The organism is Streptomyces canus, assembly GCF_030816965.1.
GTDB lineage: Bacteria > Actinomycetota > Actinomycetes > Streptomycetales > Streptomycetaceae > Streptomyces > Streptomyces canus_E.
Map to the genome: position 1 here is coordinate 2,369,967 of NZ_JAUSYQ010000002.1, position 19,301 is coordinate 2,389,267.

The following is a 19,301-nucleotide window of genomic DNA, read 5'->3' on the forward strand; positions in this document are numbered from 1 at the left end:
CCCTCACAGCCACGACAGCGACGCGGCCCGCTCCAGTACGTTCCGTACGGCGGCCGCGTCGCCCGTGGTGTCCCGGGGAACCGTGTCCGGCGCGTGCCGCCCACCGACCAGCAGACAGAAGTCCACGGCGTCCAGGGTGAGTTCGGCGGCCACGGGGTCGCTCTGCGAACCCAGGATCCACTCCTCGCCGCCCCTGACCGCGAACAGCACCGGCGGCGCCTCGGCCCCGAGGACGGTGCCGAGAACGCGGACGGCCAGCCTGACCAGCTGCCCCAGGTGCTCCTCGGGCGGCGGCGGCACGGCCAGGCCCAGGGCGCAGCCGATGTCGTCGGTGTGGATCCACGCCTCGAAGGCCCGCGCCAGGAAGTGCTCGGTGACGGACAGCCGAAGGCCCATCAACAGGGTTGTACCGGCGGCGAGTTCGGGATCGCGGGCATGCGGGGTGCCGAGGAGCGCGGCCGCCTGCGCGGACCAGTCGGCCACGGTCTCCTCGGGCGTACGGCCGTGCTCATGGGCGATCACCTCGGCGGTACGCCTCTCCCAGGCGTCCGTCCAGTCCGTGTCCTCGTCGATCCGCGCGCCCGGCACCCGGGCGTCGATCCCGAGCCGCAGGGCCAGATGTTCGTCGGCGGCCAGCAGATGGGCGACCGTTGCGTGCACGTCCCAGTCGTGCACGACCGGCGTCGACCAGCGCCCCGCCATCTCCGGCAGCAGCGCCTCGAGCCCGGCGACGGCCGCCGCGTAGGGGGCGGCGTGCCGGGCCACGCGGGGTGGCGCCGGGCGGGCGCGGAGGGCGCCGGTGAGAGGGGTGTCGAGGGGGGACGGCGGCTCGTCGGGCGGCGGGCCGTCCAGCAGCCGTACGGTCGCGCGCAGCCGTTCCGCCTCCGCCGCGCAGCGCTCGCACTCGGCCAGGTGCGGTGGGACCAGCCGCTCCTCGGCCGGTTCCAGGGCGCCGAAGGCCCAGGCGGCCAGCAGGTCGCGTACGTCGTCGTGATCGGTCACCGCCCGCCCCCTTCCCTGTGTTCCCCTGTCGCCATCATGCGCCCTCTTCCCACGCCGGGTCGGGTGGGTCGGCCAAAGTCTCCGCGAGGGCGCGCAGGGCGGTGCGGAGCCGGGTCTTCGCGGTGCCCTCGGGGATGCCGAGCTCGGCGGCGGCCTGCCGGTAGGTGCGGCCCGCGAAGTAGGCGAGGTGCACCACCTCCCTTTGTGGCTGCGGGAGTTCGGCGAGAGCGGTGTGCAGCAGGAGGGACCGCTCCCGGTCGACGACCGCCTCGGCGGGGCCGGGAGAGGCGTCCGGGATGCCGTGCAGGGCCGGGTCGTCGGCGCGGACGTCCTTGCGGTGCCGGGCCTCGCTGCGCACCCAGTCCACGGCCCGCCGGTGCGCCAGCACCGACAGCCAGGTCCGCAGGCTGCCCCGGTGCGCGTCGAAGGCGTACGGCCTGCTCCACAGCTGCGCGAAGACCTCCTGCGCCACGTCCTCGGCGGCGGCCCGGCTGCGGGTCACGCGCACCGCGACCGCCCGTACCAGCCCGCCGTACGTCCCGTACGCCTCGGCCAGCGCGGACTCGTCGCCGTACACCAGCCGCCGGTGCAGCTCCGCGTCTGCGGGTCGCTGTACGGACGTCGTCCCGTCCGTGGACTCCACGGCACCACCACCCCTTGATGCCCCTTCCTAGCGTCCCGGGCGGCGCGGCGCCAGCGGTTCAGGCAGACAGGGCGTCCAGGAGCCGGTCGACATCGGCGGCGGTGTTGTAGAGGTGGAAAGAGGCGCGCAGGTTGCCCGCGCGGTCGGAGACCTCGATGCCGGCGGCGCTCAACTCGCGCTGCCGGTGGCCGAGTCCGGGCACGGACACGATCGGGGAGCCGGGGGCCGGCAGCGGTGCGTGGCCGAGGGCGGCGAGTCCCGTACGGAAGCGGTCCGCGAGGGCGAGGTCGTGGGCGCGCACGGCGTCCACGCCGAGTTCCTCCAGGAGTTCGAGGGAGCGGCGGGTGCCCGTGTAGGTGAACAGGGCCGGGCTGACGTCGAACCGCCGGGCGGAGTGGGCCAGTTCGGCGACGGGGCCGTAGCAGCTGTCCCACGGGATCTCCCCCGCGACCCAGCCGGCGAGCACCGGCTTCAGGTCGCCGAAGTCCTCCGGCACGGCGAGGAAGGCCGCGCCGTGCGGGCCGAGCAGCCACTTGAAGGTGGTGGAGACGGTGTAGTCGTACGACCGCGCGTCCACCGGGAGCCAGCCCGCGGCCTGCGAGAAGTCGACGTAGGTGCGGGCTCCGTGGTCCCTGGCCGCTTCCCGCAGGGCGGGCAGGTCGGCGATCCGGCCGTCGGCGGACTGGGCGGCGCTGACCGCGACGAGGGCGGTGCCGGGGCGGACGGAGTCGGCGAGCCGTTCCAGCGGCACGATGCGCACCTTCAGGTCGCCGCGGGTGTGGAAGGGGTTCACGACGGAGGTGAAGTCGTCCTCGGCGGTGAGGACTTCGGCGCCCGGCGGCAGCGAGGCGGCGACCAGGCCCGAGTGGGTGGACACGGACGGTCCCGCCGCGACCCGGGCGACCGGGACGCCGGCGAGCCTGGCGAACGCGGCACGGGACATCTCCACGTCCTGGAACAGCGGGTCCAGCGGCCTGCCCTCGGCACGGATCAGCGCGGCCTCCTGGAGGGCGGTCACGGTGCGTGCGGGGAGCAGGCCGCTGCTCGCGGTGTTGAGGAAGGTGTTCTTCGGGGCGAACTCGGCGCGGACGAGGCTCTCGAAGGTCTCCATGGGTCCACTGTGGGGCCGGGAGACCTGTCGGTCCATTGCGATTTTCTGCGTGGTTTCGCCAAGGAACGCTTATACGTCCGCCCCGACCTGCGGGTTTGTCAGCCCTGCCGGGGTACGGCGCACCCGTCGGGACCGCAGGCCTCGGCACCGGCGTCGCCCTGGTCGATCAGCTTCAGCGGGGAGCGGTTGCCCCAGGCCTGGGTGAGGGCCTGGGTGAAGACCTCGGCGGGCTGAGCTCCGGAGACGCCGTACGTGCGGTCCAGGACGAAGAAGGGGACGCCGTTGGCACCGAGCTCGGCGGCCTCGCGCTCGTCGGCGCGGACGTCGTCGGCGTAGGCGGTGGGGTCGGCGAGGACCTTGCGGACCTCGTCGGCGTCCAGGCCGGCCTCCACGGCGAGCTCCACGAGGCGCTCGTCGCCCTCGGTGAACAGGGACCTCTCCTCGGCGAAGTTGGCCCGGTAGAAGATCTGGACGAGCTCGTCCTGCCTGCCCTGTTCCTTGGCGAGGTGGAGGAGCCGGTGCAGGTCGAAGGTGTTGCCGTGGTCGCGGTCCCGGGTCCGGTAGGCGAGCCCTTCGGCGGCGGCCTGGGCGCCGAGGTTCTCCTCGCCGGCCTGGGCCTGGGCCTCGCTCATGCCGTACTTCTTGCTGAGCATCGCGAGGACGGGCTGCACGTCGCTCTTGTCCCGCCCAGGATCCAGCTCGAACGACCGGTGGACGACCTCGACGCCGTCACGGTGCGGGAAGGCCTCCAGCGCCTTCTCGAAGCGGGCCTTGCCCACGTAGCACCAGGGGCAGGCGATGTCGCTCCAGATCTCGACGCGCATGTCTACGGCTCTCTCCAGGTCGGACGGCTGCGGAGACTCCCTCCACTGGTTGGATGAACGTTCAAGCAGCGGGTTCCATTCCCGGGGTCGCTCAGGTTCCGTCGCGCAGGTCGGCCGGCCACTCGGGCCTGAACTCGATGTGGTCGTAGGTCACCACGCACCCCTCCCCCATCGGCGACTGCGCCATGAAGCCGATCAGGGCCGCGCCGGTCTCCTTCTCGTCGCCCAGGGTGAAGAGGCGGACGAAGGTCCAGTGCTTGCCGTCGCGGGAGGCGTGGAAGGCGAAGGCGCGGCCGGTGCGGCTGACCCGCAGCCACACCGAACTGCCGTCCACGGTGAAGGAGTTGCAGTCGTCGGAGTGCCCACGGGTGACGACCGTGCAGACGGTGGGCACGTCCGGGGAGTTCTCCAGGCAGAGTTTGGCCCAGGCCCGCTCGCCGACATGGACGTAGAGCACGCCCGCGTCGAACGATCCGTTGAAGCCCACGGTGACGCGGGCTATCAGCTGGAAGTCGCCCTCGGGGGCACCGAGCAGCCGCGGCGCGTCGGCGGCGGGGTCCAGGGACTCCCCGGTGGGCGGCACGAACCGGTCCTGCCGGGGACCGGCCCACCCGGAGAGGATGCCGTCCTCATGGGCCCAGTGCCCGTCGGGGCCGTAGGTGCGGAGAGGGAAAGGGAGTTCGGGAAGTTCGACGTCCATCCTCAGAGTTTTCCAGCTCCCTCTCCGCGCGCGGGTCTCGGGTGTCTAGCGCTCGAGACGGTTGTTGAAACGGCGGGGCAGGCCCAGCGGGTTGTCGTCCCTCAGCTCCGGCGGGAGCAGGGCCTCCGGCGCGTTCTGGTACGCCACCGGCCGCAGCCAGCGCTCGATCGCCGTCCCGCCCACCGACGTCGACGTGGACGTCGTCGCCGGGTAGGGGCCGCCGTGCTGCTGGGCCGGGGCCACGGCCACGCCTGTCGGCCAGCCGTTCACCAGGACCCGGCCGGCCAGCGGCGTCAGCTCCGCCAGGATCTCGGCGCCACGCCCCTCGCCCGCGGCCTCCTGCGCCGACAGGTGCACCGTCGCGGTGAGGTTGCCCGGGAGCCGGGACAGCACGGCCCGCGCCTCGTCGTCGTCCTCGTAGCGCGCCACCACGGTGACCGGGCCGAAGCACTCCTCCAGGAGCAGGTCGTACGCCCCCTCGGTGGTCAGCTTCTCCGCCGCCACCGTCAGGAAGCCCGCGCTCACCGTGTGCTCGCCGCCCGCTCCGGGCGTCACCGGCGACTCGACCTCGGGAAGCTCGGTGCGCTCGGCGACCCCGGCGACGAAGTTGTCCCGCATGCGGTGGTCGAGAAGGACACCCGCGTCGGTGTCGCTGACGGCGTCGGTCAGGGACTTCACCAGGCCGTCGCCCGCCGCGCCGGACGGCACCAGGACCAGGCCCGGCTTCACACAGAACTGGCCGACGCCGAGGGTCATGGAGCCCGCGAGCCCGGCGCCGATGGCCTCCGCGCGCTCGGCCGCAGCCTCCTCGGTGATCACGACGGGGTTCAGGGAGCCCAGCTCACCGTGGAACGGGATCGGCACCGGCCGCGCGGCCGCCGCGTCGAACAGGGCACGGCCGCCCTTCACGGAACCGGTGAAGCCCGCGGCCGCGACCAGCGGGTGCTTGATCAGCTCGATACCGGCCTCGAAGCCGTGGACGAGACCGAGCACACCCGCGGGGATGCCGTGCTCGGCGGCGGCCCGGCGCAGCACGGACGCGACCAGCTCGGACAGGGCCGGGTGGTCGGGGTGGGCCTTGACGACGACGGGGTTGCCGGCCGCGAGCGCGCTTGCGGTGTCGCCGCCGGCGACCGAGAAGGCGAAGGGGAAGTTGGAGGCCGAGTAGACGGCGACGACACCGAGCGGGACCTTGTAGCGGCGCAGGTCAGGGATCGGCGGCGTGGCGGTGTCGTCGGGGTGGTTGATCACCACGCCGAGGAACTCGCCCTCGTCGACGATGTCGGCGAAGGCCCGCAGCTGGTAGCTGGTGCGGGCGAGCTCGCCGGTCAGCCGGACCGGGCCGAGCGCGGTCTCGGCGTCGGCGGCTTCGACGAGGTGGTCCTTGGAGTCCTGGAGCCGGTCGGCGGCGGTGCGCAGGAAGGCCGCGCGGACGGTGCGGTCGGCGAGGGACGCGCGCGCGTCGTGCGCGGCGCGGACGGCGGCGTCCACCTCCTGGGCTGTGGCCTCCACCGCAACCTGCTCGCGCTGCTTCCCGGTTCGGGGGTCGACACTCCAGACTGGTGCTGCTGCCACCGCGGTCCCTCCACGTGTATCTGGGTCAGTCACCAGGTCCGTTCGATATGCTGAACGCTGTCCCTGATGGTGAATATGCTGTTGGAGACTATTTCCCGTCGAACGAAGGGGTCAAGGCGATGTCGGCTGGCGAGACGGGCGGCGGGTCACAGGTCAAGTCCGCGGTACGGACGGTTGAACTGCTCGAATACTTCGCCGGACGCCCCGGCATGCACTCCCTCGCGGCCGTCCAGGAGGCCGTCGGGTACCCCAAGTCCAGTCTCTACATGCTGCTGCGCACGCTTGTCGAGCTGGGCTGGGTGGAGACCGACGCGACGGGCACGCGGTACGGCATCGGGGTGCGGGCGCTGCTCGTCGGCACCTCCTACATCGACGGCGACGAGGTGGTCGCGGCGGCCCGGCCGACCCTGGACCGGCTCTCCGACGACACCACCGAGACCATCCACCTCGCGCGTCTGGACGGCACGAACGTCGTCTACCTCGCCACCCGGCAGTCGCAGCACTACCTGCGGCCCTTCACGAGAGTGGGCCGCCGGCTCCCGGCGCACTCCACCTCTCTCGGCAAGGCGCTGCTGAGCACGTACTCCGACGAGCAGGTCCGCAAGATGCTGCCGGAGACCCTGCCCGCGCTCACCGAGCACACGATCACCGACCGCGAGAAGCTCATCGAGGAGCTGCACCAGATCCGGGAGCAGGGCTTCTCCGTGGACCGCGAGGAGAACACGCTGGGGCTGCGCTGCTTCGGCGTCGCGATCCCGTACCGCACGCCCGCGCGTGACGCGATCAGTTGCTCGGTGCCGGTGGCGCGGCTGACCCCGGCCCACGAGCAGATGGTGAAGGACGCGTTGTTCGACGCGCGGGACCGGCTGACACTGGCCACCCGTAGGCTCTGAGGCATGCAGATCGTTCTCCGCGAGGTTCATGACAGCGATCTGCCGGTCTTCTTCCGGCAGATGAATGACCCAGAGGCCCTGCACATGGCGGCCTTCACGCCGAAGGACCCGGCCGACCGGGACGCCTTCGACGCCCACTGGAAACGGATCCGGGCCTCCGCGGACGTGCAGCGCACGATCCTGGCCGACGGGGACGTGGTGGGCAGCGCGGCCGTGTACGGCGAACCGGGCGAGCGCGAGGTGACGTACTGGATCGACCGCGCCTACTGGGGGCGCGGCATCGCCACGGCGGCGCTGCGGGAGCTGGTCGCCCAGGTGCCCGAGCGTCCCCTGTACGCCCGCGCGGCCGCCGACAACACCGGCTCCCTGCGCGTCCTGGAGAAGTGCGGATTCCGGGTGACCGCTCAGGCGTCCGGGTACGCCCACGCGCGCGGAGCGGAGATCGACGAGTTGGTGCTCACGCTGGGCGCGTGAGACCGCCGCGGAACAAGCCGTACGACAGGCCTCGGATGAACGTCCGATGAGAAAAGCGGACGCATGGGAACGATCCGCTGCCGCCTGATCGTCTTCTCAGTGGGATGAACAAGACGATCAGGCGCGCATCGGTCTTCGCGCTGCTCCTGGTGTTCGCTCTGCTGATCCGAGCGACCTGGGTGCAGTTCTACGAGGGCCAGGCACTCGCGGACGACAACGACAACCGGCGGAACGCGATCGAGACGTACTCCTCGCCGCTCGGGAACATCATCGTGGCCGGAAAAGCGGTCACGGGTTCCGAGAGGGTGACGGACAGCGACCTCGCGTACAAGCGGACGTACACGAACGGCAAGCTGTACGCGGCGGTGACGGGCTACGCCTCGCAGGCCTACGCCCCGACCCAGCTCGAGGGCATCTACGCCGACCTCCTCAACGGCACCGACAGCAGGCTGAAGACCGTCATGGACACGGTCACCAATCAGCGGGCCGAGCCCGGTGATGTGATCACGACGATCGACCCCGCCGTGCAGAAGGCGGCGTACGACGCGCTCGGCGACAAGAAGGGCGGAGCCGTCGCGATCGACCCGACGACCGGCAAGATCCTGGCGGTCGTGTCGACACCGTCGTACGACCCGTCCTCGCTGACGGACGCCAACACCGCGGCCAGTACCTGGAAGCAGCTCACCACGGACTCCGACAAGCCGCTCACCAACCGCGCGTTGCGCCAGCCGCTGCCGCCCGGCTCGACGTTCAAGCTGGTGGTGGCCGCGGCCGCGCTGGAGGACGGCCTGTACTCCTCGGTGGACGAGAAGACGACCAGTCCGGACCCGTACACCCTGCCGGGCACGGTGACCGAGCTGGGGAACGAGAGCGCCTCGGCGCCCTGCGAGAACGCCACGATCCGCACCGCGCTGCGGTACTCCTGCAACACCGTCTTCGCGAAGATGGCCGTCGACCTCGGCCAGGACAAGGTGAAGGCGATGGCCGAGAAGTTCGGCTTCAACGACGACCAGCAGGACGTGCCGGTGCGGGCCTACACCAGCGTCTATCCCTCCGGCATGGACAAGTCCTCGACGGCCCAGACCGGCATCGGCCAGTTCGATGTCACGGCCACCCCGCTCCAGATGGCCATGGTCTCCGCGGCCATAGCCAACGGCGGCAAGCTGGTGACGCCCCACATGGTGTCGACGATCACCGACAACGGCGGCGACGTCCTGAAGAACTACGACGACGAGGCGAGCACCGAGCAGATCGTCAGCTCCGACACGGCGGAACAACTCCAGTCGGCGATGCAGACGGTGGTGGAGAAGGGCACCGGCACCAACGCCCTGATCGACGGCGTCACGGTGGGCGGCAAGACCGGCACGGCCCAGCACGGCGAGAACAACAGCCAGACGCCGTACGCCTGGTTCACGTCCTATGGAAAGGCCGACGGCAAGGAGGTTGCCGTGGCGGTGGTCGTGGAGCAGTCGAACGCGGCCCGCTCGGAGGTGAGCGGCAACGGGCTGGCCGCCCCCGTGGCCAAGGCCATGATGGAGGCGGCCCTCAAGAACTGAGGCGTCCCGGTGGCTACTTGGCGCCGAGGATCTGCTCGATCGGGTCGATCGCGAAGTACACGAGGAACAGCGCCGAGGCCGCCCACAACAGCCAGTGGATCTCCTTGGCCTTCCCCAGCACCGCCTTGATCACGACGTACGCCAGGAAGCCGGCCCCGATCCCGTTCGTGATCGAGTAGGTGAACGGCATCACGGCGATGGTCAGGAACGCCGGGATCGCGATGTCGTACCTGTCCCAGTCGATGTGCTTGACCTGCGTCATCATCAGGAAGCCCACGGCGACCAGGGCGGGCGCGGCGGCCTGGAGCGGGACGATGGTCAGCAGCGGGGTCAGGAACAGCGCCAGGCCGAACAGCCCACCGGTGACCAGGTTCGAGAACCCGGTGCGCGAGCCCTCGCCGACGCCCGCCGCCGACTCGATGTACGACGTGGCGGAGGACGCGGACGCCGCACCACCGGCCACCGCCGCCGCTCCGTCGATCAGCAGGACCCGGCCGAGGTTGGGCACCTTGCCCTCCTCGTCCAGCAGCCCCGCCTCCGCGGTGATCCCGACGACCGTTCCCATCGTGTCGAAGAAGTCGGACAGGATCAGCGTGAAGATCAGCAGGACGACCGTGACGATCCCCACGCCGGGCGCGCTGAAGGAACCGAACAGGCTGAAGTGACCGATCAGCCCGAAGTCGGGGGTGTCGACGACCTTGTCGGGCCATGCCGGTGTCGTCAGCCCCCAGGCCTTGATGTCGGCGATGGAGTTGATGATCATCGCGAGGACGGTCATGGTCACGATGCTGATCAGGATCGCGCCCTTGACCTTGCGCGCGAGCAGCCCGATCGTCAGCAGCACTCCGAGACAGAAGACGAGGATCGGCCAGCCGGTGAGGGCGCCGGTGCCCCCGAGCTGCACCGGCACGGTGGTGTTCGCGGCGTCGGGGATACGGCTCACGAACCCGGCGTCCACGAAGCCGATGAACGCGATGAACAGCCCGATCCCGACACTGATCGCCTGCTTGAGCGGTTGCGGAATGGCGTGCATGACGGCCTCCCGCAGACCGGTGACCACCAGCACACAGATGAGCAGACCTTCCAGGACGACGAGGCCCATCGCGTCGTCCCAGCTCATCAGCGGGGCGATCTGGAAGGCGACGACCGCGTTCAGCCCGAGCCCGGCGGCGAGCGCGAGCGGCAGGTTGCCACCCACGCCCATGACGATCGTCATCACCGCGGCCACCAGAGCCGTCGCGGTGGTCAACTGCACCGCATCCAACTGGTGTCCGAACTTGTCCTTCGCGCTGCCGAGAATGATGGGATTCAGGACAAGGATGTAGGCCATCGTGAAGAACGTGGCGAAGCCGCCGCGTATCTCACGGGCGAAGCTGGAGCCCCTCTCGGAGATCCTGAAGTACCGGTCGACGGACATGGTCGATGCTCCTTGGTGCCTGAATGATCGTGTGCGGATGCTGGCTGGATTGTTCCTGCGTTGAACGCGCTTCAGGTTTTCTTCGTGTTACGGATTCGGGGGCCGCCCCGTCATACACCGTTCGAAAGACCGTACGAAAGCACGTACTCGATCACTGCTACGCTTCCGGATCTCCGCCCGGCCAGCCCCGGACGATCACATGTCATTCACATGACACGCAAAGGAGAGGGAGCCCGTGGGCACAGTCGTCGACGACGCCGCCTCCGTGGAGTTCCACGCCTTCTTCGAACGCCACTATGCCGAACTGTCCCGCCTCGCCCATCTGTTGACCGGCGAGTCGGACGCCGCCGACGATCTGGCGGCGGACGCCCTGCTGGCGCTGTGGCACCGCTGGGACCGGGTGCGCGCGGCCGACCACCCGGCGGCATACGCGCGCGGAGTGGTCGCCAATCTGGCCCGGACCCGCATCCGCAGCGCGGTCCGTGAGCGCCGGCGCGTCGCCCTGTTCTGGTCCCAGCGCGAGGAGAAGGTCGAGAACCCGGACGTGGCGGGCGTGATCGACGTCCAGGAGGCGTTGCGCAGGCTGCCGTTCCGCAAGCGGGCGTGTGTCGTGCTGCGGCACGCGTTCGATCTCTCGGAGAAGGACACCGCGCTGGCCCTGGGTGTGTCGGTCGGTACGGTGAAGAGCCAGACCTCGAAGGGGATGGCCGAGTTGCAGCGGCTGCTCGGCCCTCAGAACGCTCCGCTGAAGATGCACGCCGCGATGGCGCGCACCGGTGACGCCGCAGGAAGGGACCGATGACCATGCAGCGGGACGTGCACGGCGCACTGCGCGCCCGGCTGCAGCACGCGGCCGAGGCGCACGAGCCGAACCGCGAGCAGATCCTCGCCCGGATCGAGCGCGGTATGTCGGAGCAGACCCGCCCCGACCACCGGGCGACCCGGCCACCGGTCTACGGCTGGGTGCGGGTGGTGAGCGCCACGGCCGCGGTCGCCTGTGTGCTGGGACTCGGCGGTTACGCGGTGGCGTCCGCGGTCAAGGACGAGACACCCGCCCAGACGTCGGTCGCGACCACCGGCACGCCCACTCCGTCGCCCGACGCGACCAGCCGGCCGCCCGCCCCGCCGGCGGATCCGAGGCCGAGCACCACCCCCGCGCAGGAGGCCGAGAAGCCGAGCGGTACGCCCTCGCGCACGCCGAGCGCCTCCACCGAGGTGCAGGATTCCGGCGTCGAGGACGGCCCGCTGTGGTCGGACGGCTCGGTGGACCCGCACAGCAACGAGTTCTGGGCGCAGAGCAATGTGACCCTCAGGACGTCCGAGCAACTGACCGAGCTCACGGTCGAGTTGAGGATCGGGCAGACCGGCGGTGTCACCAACACCGGCACCTGGCGCTCGCTGCCCGAAGCCGACTTCTCGCTGACGGTCGCCGAGCAGAACGGCTTCCTCGTCTACACCTGGGTGCTCAAGGACGGCCGTACGGTGCCGAAGGGCGAGTGGGTGTTCGCCGGCCAGTACAACCACGAGCGCGGTGGCCGGGACGCGAAGGGCGACGGCTACACGGCGACGGCGACCGCGAAGTCCGGGAACCTCACTGTGAAGGGCGGTTTCGCGGCCCAGGACGACGGCGCGGACGAAGGGGACTCCTAGGCCTCTTGCCGGAGTCTTACCAAAAACCTCCCTGGGCGCGGCAACCGTTTCCTCATCAGCGGCCACTTAATGGGTGCACGATCCCCCTGATGACGGAGCGCTTCCCCTTGAGCACGCACAAGAGACCTCTCACCCGCCGACGGGTGCTCGGCGCCTCGGCGCTCGGCGTGGCCGCCACCGGTGCCGCCGTCGCGGGAGGCACCGGCCTCCTCTCCGCCGCCTCCGCGGCGACTTTCGGCTACTCGGACGACGGCAGGAACTACGTCGTCGACACCGGAAGCTCCCTGGTCTTCAAGGTCTCGAAGACGACCGGCGACCTCACGTCCCTGGTCTACAAGGGCAAGGAGTACCAGGGCTACGGCGGCAGGAACTCGCATGTCGAGTCGGGGCTCGGGGCCTCCACGGTCACCGTCAGGAAGTCCGGACCGGTCGTCCTGATCAAGGTCGTGCACGGCGCGATCACCCAGTGGTACGCGGCCCGCAGCGGCCAGAACAACGTCTACCTCTGGACGGACAAGAAGGACGCCTCCTTCACCGCGACCCGCTACATCGTCCGCCTCAAGCCCGGGATGTTCCCGAACACGGGCCCGGACAGCTGGATCGAGACCTCGGACAAGATCATCGAGGCCGGTGACGTCTGGAAGCGCGCCGACGGCACGACCCACTCCAAGCACTACTCGGGCAAGCGGACCATCGACTACGACCACGTCGGCTTCACCACCGGCTCGGTGGGCCTCTGGCTGGTGCGCTCCAACCATGAGAAGGCCTCCGGCGGCCCCTTCTACCGCTCGCTCCTGCGGCACTCGAACGACAAGGGCGCCGGGCTCTACGAGATCCTGCACTACAACGAGGCGCAGACCGAGGCGGAACGTTTCGGCCTCCAGGGCCCGTACGTCCTCTCCTTCACCGACGGTGGCGCTCCGTCGTCCGCGCTCTTCCACGACCGGCTCGACACCGGCTGGGTCGATGGTCTCGGCATCACCGGCTGGGTCGGGGCGGCAGGCCGCGGCAGGGTGGCCGGGGTCGGCCTGAAGGGCATGGACGCCGCATACCCGTACACGGTGGGCTTCGCCAACGCGGACGCACAGTACTGGGCGAAGGCCGCGGCCGGCACCGGCGCCTACTCCTGCAAGGGGATGCTGCCCGGGACGTACACGATGACCGTCTACAAGGGCGAACTCGCCGTCCACACCGGGTCGGTGAAGGTCACGGCGGGCGCTGTGACCTCCCTGCACAGCCTCACGATCACCGGCGACCCGTCCACCGCCAAGGCCGTCTGGCGGCTCGGCGACTGGGACGGTACGCCCGGCGAGTTCAAGAACGCCAAGCTGATGACGTACGCCCACCCCTCCGACGGCCGCGCGGCCAAGTGGACCGGCAACGTCACGATCGGCGCCGGAGGCGAGGCGGCGTCCTTCCCGGCGTACATGTGGAAGGACGTCAACAACGGCGTCCTGGTCTACTTCAAGCTGACCAAGGCCCAGGCGGCCGTCGCGCACACGCTGCGGGTCGGGGTGACCGACGCCTTCGCGGGCGGCCGTCCCCGCGTCAGCGTCAACGACTGGGTTTCGGCCATTCCCACGGCCCCCACGCAGCCCGGCACGCGCTCCCTCACCACGGGTTCGTACCGGGGGAACAACCATTCGTTCATCTTCAACGTCCCTAGTAGTGCGTGGAAGACGGACACCACGCAGTACAACGTCCTGAAGCTCGACATCGTGAGCGGCTCGGGCGGCAGTGCCTATCTCAGCGCGGGCACGTCGTTCGACTGCGTGGACCTGCTGGCCTGAGCCCCCCTCGGCCAGCAGTTGCCGGCTGGAGCCCCCCTCGGGCCGGCACGAGGAACGCCCCGCCTGTGACGACAGGCGGGGCGTTCCGTCGTTCCCCGCTCAGTTCATCGTGGTGCCGATGACGGTGGAGCCGGTGGTCAGGAAGGCCGTCGAGGGCAGCGAACCGCCCGGTCCGCGGGTGCCGTACGCCGTGGTGGCATCCGTCGACCTGAACGCCGGGGTCGGCACCCCGCTGTCCCAGTTGTTCGCCGCGGACACCGTGGACGAACTCCGCTTCGACGACCCGCCCTTGTTGCTCACCGCCAGATTCCGCGCCAACCGGGCCTTGCCCGTGGCGAAGTAGAACCCGGCCTCGGCGTTGGAGTACGCGGTGTTGCGGTTCAGCACGATCGCCCCGGTGTTGGAGTTCTCGGTGAACCCGTTCAGCGTGTTGCCCCAGGCCGCGTTGTTGTTGACGAGGTGCGCCACCTTGACGCCCCCGCCGCCCAGCTTGAACCCGTTGCCGTTGCCCTCGAAGGCGCCGTCCCGCCACCGGTTTTTGCCGTTCCCGAAGGCCCAGCTGTGCTCGACGGTGACCGGGGAGGAGAACTGCCACAGGTCGAGCCCGTCGTCGGAGTTGTTGTAGAGCCGCGCCCCGGTGATCCGGTTGCCGGTGCCGGACCCGAACTTCACGGCGATCCCGTCGGCGTTCTGCCCGTGCCCGGCCGGGTCGTAGTTGCCGTAACTGTCCAGGTTCTGCACGAGGTTGTCGCTGGTCCCGTCTCCGCGCAGGGTGAACCCGGAGTCCCCGTTGTTCGCGGTGACGAGGTTCTTGAAGACACCGCCGACGGAGGAGGTGACCACGAAGCCCTGGGCCGGGGAGTTCTGGAAGGTGAGGTTCTGGACGGTCCAGTAGTCGCCGTAGATCCCGGCCAGCCAGGACCCGGCGGGCAGTCTGGACCCGTCGATCTTCACCTTCTCGCTGCCGTACGCCCGCAAGGTGATCCGTGCCGAACTGGTGCCGTCGGCCGTGGACTTGAGGGTGGCCGACGGAGTGTATGTACCGGCGCGGACCTGAATGACCGTGCCCGCGGTGGCGTTCTTCACAGCCGCCTCCAGCTGAGCCGTGCCGGACACGGTGACCGTCGTCGACGCGGCCTCCGCCCCGCCGCCCGACAGGCCGAGATGGACGCCGCCCGCGCACGCGGCGACGGCGACCGCCGCGGCGATGGAGAGCGTGCGGGTCCGGCGGTGGCGTCCGGTGCTGTGACGCACGGAGGCGTTCCTTTCCTGGGGAATGGGGACGCCCTGAAGTCGCCGCCGTCGCCGACGAGGTTGCCGCGCCTCGACGAAAACAATCGAAACTTTCGCTGCTTCTCCTCGCGCACTCATCGATTGACGTGCTGTTTCCCACTCGTAACACTCCGAAGGCGCGCACAGCCCTCAACAGAAACCCCCACACCCCCACACTCACAGGAGCGACATGCGCCCCCGTATCCTCCTCGTCGCCTGTCTCTCGCTACTGCTGGCCCTTCTCACCGCACCGCCCGGTTCCGCCCACTCAGGAGCACCGCCCGTGAACCACCCCAAGTACGCCGGCTATCTCTTCGCCTACTTCACCGGCGAGGGCACCGCCGACGGCGAGCAGATCCGCTACGCCCTCAGCCGGGGCAACGACCCCCTGCACTGGCGCGAGCTGAACCAGGGCAAGCCGGTGCTGACGTCGACGACCGGTGAGAAGGGTCTGCGCGACCCCTTCGTGATCCGCTCCCCCAAGGGCGACAAGTTCTTTCTGATCGCGACCGACCTGCGTATGTACAAGAACAGCAGCGGCAGTTGGGACGACGTCCAGCGGCACGGCAGCAAGTCGATCATGATCTGGGAGTCCACCGACCTGGTCCACTGGACCGACCAGCGCCTGGTGAAGGTCGCCCCGGACAACGCGGGCAACACCTGGGCGCCGGAGGCCTACTGGGACGCCGGCCTCGGCGAGTACGTCGTCTTCTGGGCGTCGAAGCTGTACGCCGACGACGACCCCGGGCACACGGGATCGACGTACAACAAGATGCTGTACGCGACCACGAAGGACTTCCGCAGCTTCAGCGCGCCCAAGGTCTGGGACGACCCCGGCTACTCGGTCATCGACTCGACCGTCGTGAAGTACAAGGACACCTACTACCGCTACACCAAGGACGAGCGGGACCCCACCTCCAGCTCGCCCTGCGCCAAGTTCATCACCGGCGAGAAGTCGACGAGTCTGACCTCGACGAAGTACGACCTGGTCGCGGACTGCATCGGCAGCGGTGCGATGGACCGGGGCGAGGGGCCGACGGTGTTCAAGTCGAACACCGAGAAGAAGTGGTACCTGTTCATCGACGAGTACGGCGGTCGCGGGTACGTCCCCTTCGAGACCACCGACCTCGACTCGGGCAAGTGGACCGCGTCCACGAACTACCAGCTGCCCGCGAGTCCCCGGCACGGCACGGTGCTTCCGGTGACGCAGAAGGAGTACGACCGGCTGCTGGCCGCGTATCCGTCGACGTCCGCCTCTGTGGTGGACGCGACGGCCAAGGGTCAGAAGGGGTACGCGATCGTCACGGAGGCCGCGTCGAAGGTCGTGCTCCCGGTGCAGACCGACACCGACCTCACGCACCTCGCTCCGAAGATCGCCGTGGGTGAGGGCGCGAGCATCGCCCCCAGGTCCGGTACCCGGCGTGACTTCCGCAGGCCACAGTCGTACACCGTGACAGCCGCCGACGGCAGCAGCCGCAGCTGGACGGTCGAGGCGGTGCGGACCGGAAGCCCCGTCCTCCCCGGCCTCAACGCCGACCCCGACGTGCACTATCTGAACGGCGAGTACTGGATCTACCCGACCACCGACGGCTTCAACGGCTGGAGCGGGACACGGTTCAAGGCGTACTCGTCGAAGGACCTGGTCCACTGGAAGGACCACGGGGTCATCCTCGACCTCGGCGCGGACGTGTCGTGGGCCGACAAGTACGCGTGGGCCCCGGCCATCGCGGAGAAGAACGGCAAGTACTACTTCTACTTCTGCGCCGAGCAGCAGATCGGCGTGGCGGTGGCGGACTCCCCCGCCGGTCCCTTCAAGGACGCGCTGGGCAAGCCGCTGGTGGCGAAGGGCGGCTCGCTGCAGGGCCAGATGATCGACCCGGCCGTCTTCACGGACGACGACGGGACGTCGTACCTCTACTGGGGCAACGGACACGGCTATGTCGTCCCGCTGAACGACGACATGACGTCCTACGACGCCGCCGCGGTGAAGGACATCACGCCGGACAACTTCCGCGAGGGTTCCTTCGTGATCAAGCGGAAGGGCACGTACTACTTCATGTGGTCCGAGGACGACACCCGCAGCGAGAACTACCACGTCGCCTATGCGACGGGACCGTCCCCGCTCGGCCCGTGGACCAAGAAGGGGACGATCCTGTCCAAGCGTCCCGAGTACGGCATCCACGCCACCGGCCACCACTCCGTGGTGAACGTCCCCGGCACCGACGACTGGTACATCGTCTATCACCGGTTCGCCCTGAACGGGCCGGGGAAGCCCGGCGGCGACGGTATGCACCGCGAAACGACCATCGACCGACTGGAGTTCGCGGCAGACGGCACGATCAAGCCCGTGGTGCCGACCCTCGAGGGGATCCGGCCGGTGAGGAACTAGCTCACGAAGTACGTCGGGTTCGGGAGCTTGTACGTCTTGTCGGCGTAGCCGCCCTCGAGGTCGGAGTACTGGTCGCCGAAGTTGGCGATGATCTCGTACCCGAGGTCGTTCTCGATGTGCGCGCGGGTGCCGGACTTGTACTGCACGGTGGTGCAGGTCCAGGTGCCCGGCGTGGCGCAGGCGCTCAGGTAGGACGGCGGGTTCGCCTTGTCCTTGAGGAACACGTGGTCGGCGTCGAGGTTCACATCGGCGCCGATCTTCTTCAGGTTCTCGACCGCGGCCGAGCGCTGCGCCTCGCTGAGGCCCGAGTTGTAGAAGACCTCGACGCCCTTCTTCTCGGCGTACTGCACGAGCTCGGGGCTGCCGAAGACGGCCGGGCGGTCGGCCCGGTTCACGTAGTCGGCCCACGTGGTCGCGTTGTAGGTGTAGTTGTAGCGCTTCTCGTAGTCGAGGCTGAGCAGCAGCGTGTCGTCGATGTCGAAGACGACGGCGGGCTTCTCACCCTTGTGGTGCGCCTTGCGGGCGGCCTGGTCGATGTACTTCCGGGCCGCCTTGTCGAGGGACGCGAGGTCCTTGGCGTACGGGCTGGTGGGGGACGCCTGGTAGACACCGTTCGCGTCGGGCGCGGTGCCGTAGTAGGTGTCGATGTCCTTGACCAGGAGCCCGATGTTGTAGGGCTCGTGCGTGGAGTTCGCCGTGGACTGGCCGGCGGTGGCCGCGCCGGCGCCGTAGAGGGCGCCGGCGGCGACGGCACACGCCGCGGTGACGGCTGCGATACGCAATGGCTTATGCATGACAGACGTTCTACGCGCGTCACCATGTCGGGCGCGAGACCCGCCCGGTAAAAAACGGGTCAAGCGCCCTGAGCCGGGGGCTTTCTGCGGTGGTGTCAGTCCATGGTCGCGCCGATGGTGGTGCTGCCCGTCGTCAGGAAGGTGGTGGCGGGCAGGGTGCCGCTGGAGCTGCGGGCGTTGTACGTCGTCGAGGCGTCCGTCGACCTGAAGGCGGGGGTGCTGATCCCGCTGTCCCAGTTGTTGCCGGACGAGGTGACCTTGGAGCCCTTGTTGACCGAGCCGCCGCCGTTGCTCACCGCGAGGTTCTTGCCGAGCTTGGCGGAGCTGGTGGCGAAGTAGTAGCCCCACTTGCTGTTGGCGTAGGCGGTGGTGCGGTTGATGACGATGGCTCCGGTGTTGGAGTTCTCGGTGAAGCCGTTGCCGGCGTTGCCCCAGGCGGCGGAGTTGTTGATGACGTGCGCGACGACCTCGCCGTCGCCGCCCAGCTTGTAGCCGTTGCCGTCGCCCGCGAAGGCGGAGTCGGACCAGCGGTTGACGCCGTTGCCCATGGACCAGGTGTGCTCGATGGTGACGGGCGAGGAGAAGGACCAGAAGTCGATCCCGTCGTCCGCGTTGTTGTAGAGGCGGGCGCCGGTGATGAGGTTGCCGGTGCCGGAGCCGAACTTCACGGCGATGCCGTCGGCGTTCTCGCCGTGGTTCGCGGCATCGTAGTTGCCGTAGGAGTCGATGTTCTTGACGGTGTTGTTCACGGTCCCGTCGCCGGTGAGCGTGAAGCCCGAGTCGCCGCCGTTGATGGTCTTGATGTTGTTCCAGACCGTCCCGGTGCAGGACTGGCAGACGACCGCGCTGTCCGGGGAGTTCTGGAAGGTGATGTTGGAGACGTTCCAGTAGTCGGCGGTCAGCTTGAAGATCCAGTCGCCGTCGGGCAGCGACGAGCCGTCGATCTTCACGGTCTCCGAGCCGTACGCGGTGAGCGTGACCGGCGCGGAGGAGCTGCCGTTGGCCGTGGACTGGAGGGTGGCCGTCGGGTAGTAGGTGCCGCCTCGGACCTGGATGACGGTGCCGGCGGTGGCGTTCTTGATGGCGTTGGACAGGTCGGTCGAGTTGCTGACGACGACCGTCGCGGCCTGGGCCTGAGTGGGGAGAACGGCGAGGCCGGAGCCGAGGGCGAGGGCGGCCGTGGCAATGAGAGCGGTACGACGAGACATGGA

General features: G+C 69.4%; 17 protein-coding genes. 7 read left to right on the top strand and 10 right to left on the bottom strand.

The window, feature by feature from the left end:
• Window positions 1–3 precede the first annotated feature (3 nt).
• The 6 genes from QF027_RS11895 to QF027_RS11920 form a co-directional block, all read right to left on the bottom strand.
• A complete protein-coding gene (locus QF027_RS11895; RefSeq protein ID WP_307074385.1) occupies window positions 4–1,002 on the bottom strand; it encodes a maleylpyruvate isomerase family mycothiol-dependent enzyme in 999 nt (332 codons plus the stop codon).
• 34 nt (window positions 1,003–1,036) lie between these two features.
• Complete coding sequence (locus tag QF027_RS11900; RefSeq protein WP_307074387.1) at window positions 1,037–1,645, bottom strand: RNA polymerase sigma factor; 609 nt, start codon at window positions 1,643–1,645, stop codon at window positions 1,037–1,039.
• Between the two features lie 58 nt (window positions 1,646–1,703).
• Complete coding sequence (locus QF027_RS11905; protein WP_307074389.1) at window positions 1,704–2,756, bottom strand: aminotransferase class V-fold PLP-dependent enzyme; 1,053 nt, start codon at window positions 2,754–2,756, stop codon at window positions 1,704–1,706.
• Window positions 2,757–2,854: 98 nt separating this feature from the next.
• The gene (locus QF027_RS11910; protein WP_306983349.1) at window positions 2,855–3,580 is read right to left on the bottom strand and encodes a DsbA family oxidoreductase; all 726 of its coding nucleotides are present in this window, start codon (window positions 3,578–3,580) and stop codon (window positions 2,855–2,857) included.
• Between the two features lie 91 nt (window positions 3,581–3,671).
• Window positions 3,672–4,280 carry a DUF1349 domain-containing protein gene (locus QF027_RS11915; RefSeq protein WP_306983347.1) on the bottom strand — a complete coding sequence of 203 codons (609 nt, stop codon included), beginning with the start codon at window positions 4,278–4,280 and terminating at the stop codon, window positions 3,672–3,674.
• A 45-nt stretch (window positions 4,281–4,325) separates the two neighbouring features.
• Window positions 4,326–5,792 (bottom strand): aldehyde dehydrogenase (NADP(+)), encoded by a 1,467-nt coding sequence (locus tag QF027_RS11920; RefSeq protein ID WP_306986741.1) that lies wholly within the window; start codon window positions 5,790–5,792, stop codon window positions 4,326–4,328.
• A gap of 182 nt (window positions 5,793–5,974) precedes the next feature.
• Here QF027_RS11920 and QF027_RS11925 point away from each other — a divergent pair, with 182 nt between their 5' ends.
• The 3 genes from QF027_RS11925 to QF027_RS11935 all read left to right on the top strand — a co-directional run bounded on the left by QF027_RS11925 (window position 5,975) and on the right by QF027_RS11935 (window position 8,778).
• A complete protein-coding gene (locus QF027_RS11925; RefSeq protein ID WP_007381154.1) occupies window positions 5,975–6,748 on the top strand; it encodes an IclR family transcriptional regulator in 774 nt (257 codons plus the stop codon).
• A gap of 3 nt (window positions 6,749–6,751) precedes the next feature.
• Complete coding sequence (locus tag QF027_RS11930; protein ID WP_306983342.1) at window positions 6,752–7,222, top strand: GNAT family N-acetyltransferase; 471 nt, start codon at window positions 6,752–6,754, stop codon at window positions 7,220–7,222.
• A 104-nt stretch (window positions 7,223–7,326) separates the two neighbouring features.
• Window positions 7,327–8,778, top strand: coding sequence for a peptidoglycan D,D-transpeptidase FtsI family protein (locus QF027_RS11935; RefSeq protein ID WP_307074390.1), 1,452 nt, complete (start codon window positions 7,327–7,329; stop codon window positions 8,776–8,778).
• Window positions 8,779–8,791: 13 nt separating this feature from the next.
• Here QF027_RS11935 and QF027_RS11940 read toward each other — a convergent pair whose 3' ends face one another.
• On the bottom strand, window positions 8,792–10,195 hold the full coding sequence (locus QF027_RS11940) for an NCS2 family permease (protein WP_307074392.1): 1,404 nt from the start codon (window positions 10,193–10,195) through the stop codon (window positions 8,792–8,794).
• Window positions 10,196–10,430: 235 nt separating this feature from the next.
• Between QF027_RS11940 and QF027_RS11945 the strand changes: the two genes are divergently transcribed.
• The 3 genes from QF027_RS11945 to QF027_RS11955 all read left to right on the top strand — a co-directional run bounded on the left by QF027_RS11945 (window position 10,431) and on the right by QF027_RS11955 (window position 13,635).
• Entirely contained in the window at window positions 10,431–10,997 is a 567-nt protein-coding gene (locus QF027_RS11945; protein WP_307074394.1) for a SigE family RNA polymerase sigma factor, read from the top strand.
• Window positions 10,994–11,845 carry a hypothetical protein gene (locus QF027_RS11950; protein ID WP_307074396.1) on the top strand — a complete coding sequence of 284 codons (852 nt, stop codon included), beginning with the start codon at window positions 10,994–10,996 and terminating at the stop codon, window positions 11,843–11,845. The genes QF027_RS11945 and QF027_RS11950 overlap by 4 nt, the downstream gene beginning before the upstream one ends.
• Before the next feature lie 89 nt (window positions 11,846–11,934).
• Window positions 11,935–13,635 carry a rhamnogalacturonan lyase B N-terminal domain-containing protein gene (locus QF027_RS11955; RefSeq protein ID WP_307074398.1) on the top strand — a complete coding sequence of 567 codons (1,701 nt, stop codon included), beginning with the start codon at window positions 11,935–11,937 and terminating at the stop codon, window positions 13,633–13,635.
• A gap of 99 nt (window positions 13,636–13,734) precedes the next feature.
• On the opposite strand, the gene QF027_RS11960 is transcribed toward QF027_RS11955, so the two are convergent.
• Entirely contained in the window at window positions 13,735–14,889 is a 1,155-nt protein-coding gene (locus QF027_RS11960) for a right-handed parallel beta-helix repeat-containing protein (protein WP_307074400.1), read from the bottom strand.
• A 208-nt stretch (window positions 14,890–15,097) separates the two neighbouring features.
• Here QF027_RS11960 and QF027_RS11965 point away from each other — a divergent pair, with 208 nt between their 5' ends.
• Entirely contained in the window at window positions 15,098–17,296 is a 2,199-nt protein-coding gene (locus QF027_RS11965; RefSeq protein ID WP_307074401.1) for a family 43 glycosylhydrolase, read from the top strand.
• On the opposite strand, the gene QF027_RS11970 is transcribed toward QF027_RS11965, so the two are convergent.
• Together QF027_RS11970 and QF027_RS11975 are read right to left on the bottom strand one after the other, a co-directional pair.
• The gene (locus QF027_RS11970; RefSeq protein WP_307074403.1) at window positions 17,293–18,090 is read right to left on the bottom strand and encodes an HAD family acid phosphatase; all 798 of its coding nucleotides are present in this window, start codon (window positions 18,088–18,090) and stop codon (window positions 17,293–17,295) included. The two genes, QF027_RS11965 and QF027_RS11970, sit on opposite strands and share 4 nt — an antisense overlap.
• 95 nt (window positions 18,091–18,185) lie before the next feature.
• Complete coding sequence (locus QF027_RS11975; RefSeq protein WP_307074405.1) at window positions 18,186–19,298, bottom strand: right-handed parallel beta-helix repeat-containing protein; 1,113 nt, start codon at window positions 19,296–19,298, stop codon at window positions 18,186–18,188.
• Between the last annotated feature and the right edge of the window lie 3 nt (window positions 19,299–19,301).

Coding starts and splice junctions, on each gene's coding strand:
- QF027_RS11905 (WP_307074389.1), bottom strand. CDS start 2,756: ATGGAGACCTTCGAGAGCCTCGTCCGCGCCGAGTTCGCCCCGAAGAAC.
- QF027_RS11910 (WP_306983349.1), bottom strand. CDS start 3,580: ATGCGCGTCGAGATCTGGAGCGACATCGCCTGCCCCTGGTGCTACGTG.
- QF027_RS11915 (WP_306983347.1), bottom strand. CDS start 4,280: ATGGACGTCGAACTTCCCGAACTCCCTTTCCCTCTCCGCACCTACGGC.
- QF027_RS11925 (WP_007381154.1), top strand. CDS start 5,975: ATGTCGGCTGGCGAGACGGGCGGCGGGTCACAGGTCAAGTCCGCGGTA.
- QF027_RS11930 (WP_306983342.1), top strand. CDS start 6,752: ATGCAGATCGTTCTCCGCGAGGTTCATGACAGCGATCTGCCGGTCTTC.
- QF027_RS11935 (WP_307074390.1), top strand. CDS start 7,327: ATGAACAAGACGATCAGGCGCGCATCGGTCTTCGCGCTGCTCCTGGTG.
- QF027_RS11940 (WP_307074392.1), bottom strand. CDS start 10,195: ATGTCCGTCGACCGGTACTTCAGGATCTCCGAGAGGGGCTCCAGCTTC.
- QF027_RS11950 (WP_307074396.1), top strand. CDS start 10,994: ATGACCATGCAGCGGGACGTGCACGGCGCACTGCGCGCCCGGCTGCAG.
- QF027_RS11955 (WP_307074398.1), top strand. CDS start 11,935: ATGACGGAGCGCTTCCCCTTGAGCACGCACAAGAGACCTCTCACCCGC.
- QF027_RS11965 (WP_307074401.1), top strand. CDS start 15,098: ATGCGCCCCCGTATCCTCCTCGTCGCCTGTCTCTCGCTACTGCTGGCC.
- QF027_RS11970 (WP_307074403.1), bottom strand. CDS start 18,090: ATGCATAAGCCATTGCGTATCGCAGCCGTCACCGCGGCGTGTGCCGTC.
- QF027_RS11975 (WP_307074405.1), bottom strand. CDS start 19,298: ATGTCTCGTCGTACCGCTCTCATTGCCACGGCCGCCCTCGCCCTCGGC.